Genomic DNA, 1,429 nt, shown 5'->3' with positions numbered 1-1,429 from the left:
TGGACTGCCCCCCAAAAGTTGGACAGTTTTAGCCAGTGGTCTGAGTCCTGTAGCTCACAGGGCTCAGGCCATTGAGTTTCAGCCTGATGCGGTCATGGTTGTAGTAGTGAATGTACTCATCCAGTCCCGCTTTTAGTTCCTCGACACTCTCAAAGCGATTCAGGTAGAAAAACTCCGACTTGAGCGTGCCGAAGAAGCTTTCCATCGCCGCATTATCCAGGCAATTGCCTTTGCGGGACATGCTCTGCTTCACACCTCGTGCGGCAAGTTTGTGACGGTATTGAGCCTGCTGATAATGCCACCCTTGATCTGAGTGGATGACTAGCTTGGGCTTTTCGCCCAGACCACCAAGCGCCTTTTCCAGCATATTCCCGACGAGGTCATAGGTAGGTCGGCTGGCCGTTTCGTAGGCAATGACCTCGCCGTTGTATAAATCCATCACTGGCGACAGGTAGAGCTTCTGCTGTGCCACCTTGAACTCTGTGACATCAGTCACCCATTTTTGATTGGGGCGTTGTGCGACGAAATTGCGCTCCAACAGATTCCTGGCCACCCTGCCGACCGTACCTCGGTAGGAGCGGTACTTTTTCGGACGCACGATTGACTGCAGACCGAGTTCAGCCATCAATCGCTCAATGACCTTCTTGTTGACCAGGGTCCCTTGGTTTCTGATCGCAAGCGTAACGCGCCGATAGCCATACAGCCCTTTTTCCTCGTGGTAGACGCGCTGTACCACCTCTTTGAGCGCAGCATGCTTGTCTGGCTTCTGCTGGCATTTGACCTGGTAGTAAAAGGTGCTGCGCGCTAACCCGACCATCTGGAGGAGGTCGGGTAAGGGGAATTCGCACTTGAGCTTGCGGACGATCAGGGCTTTTTCGTCCGTGTTCGTTCCTTCTCCTCGCGGAGAGCCTTTAACTCCTTTAGGACAGCATTCTCCATGCGCATGTATTCGAGCTCACCCAACAACTGCTCGCGGGATTTCTCTGCGTCATTGGTGTCTGTGGGCTTGATTGGCTTAACTTTCTTGGGCACGGCTGATCTTCTTTGGTTGGCGACAGAGGTGGCAGGACTGCCACTGTAGTGCTGCCGCAGCCAAATGCCTATCTGTGAGGACTGTCCAAGATCAAAGTGCGCTGCTGTTTGGCGCAGCGAGAGTCGATGCTCAAGCATGTGCTTGAGTACCTGCCGTTTGAAGTCCTCAGTGTAGCGCTGGCCATGTGGGCGGGGACTGAGGCTGGCGGTGGATCGGTAACTGGCAACCCAGCGCCGAAGCAAACTGAAATCGATGCCCAAGTGTCGGGCCACTTTGCGAAAGCCGTTGCTGCCTTCCAGATAGGCCGTGATCGCCGTGAGCTTGAACTGCTCTGAGTATTTGCCCATAAATCCCCCAAGGGTTGGATTGGTGTCCAACTTCTTGGGGGCAGTCCAG

General features: G+C 54.4%; 1 protein-coding gene. It reads right to left on the bottom strand.

Features of this window, described 5'->3' with window-relative positions; genetic code table 11:
* Positions 1-28: 28 nt before the first annotated feature.
* Positions 29-1,380, bottom strand: a protein-coding gene (locus tag N430_RS29145) for an IS3 family transposase (RefSeq protein WP_371922810.1) whose coding sequence is annotated in 2 segments (ribosomal slippage) — positions 29-909 and positions 909-1,380 — 1,353 coding nt in all. Because the reading frame shifts where the segments join, the coding sequence is not laid out codon by codon here.
* Between the last annotated feature and the right edge of the window lie 49 nt (positions 1,381-1,429).

The sequence above is a fragment of the Pseudomonas sp. CC120222-01a genome, from assembly GCF_003097235.1.
In the GTDB taxonomy this organism is placed as follows: Bacteria; Pseudomonadota; Gammaproteobacteria; order Pseudomonadales; family Pseudomonadaceae; genus Aquipseudomonas.
Note: the sequence above shows the minus strand (reverse complement) of the source record. Positions and strands in the feature narration are given on the sequence as shown.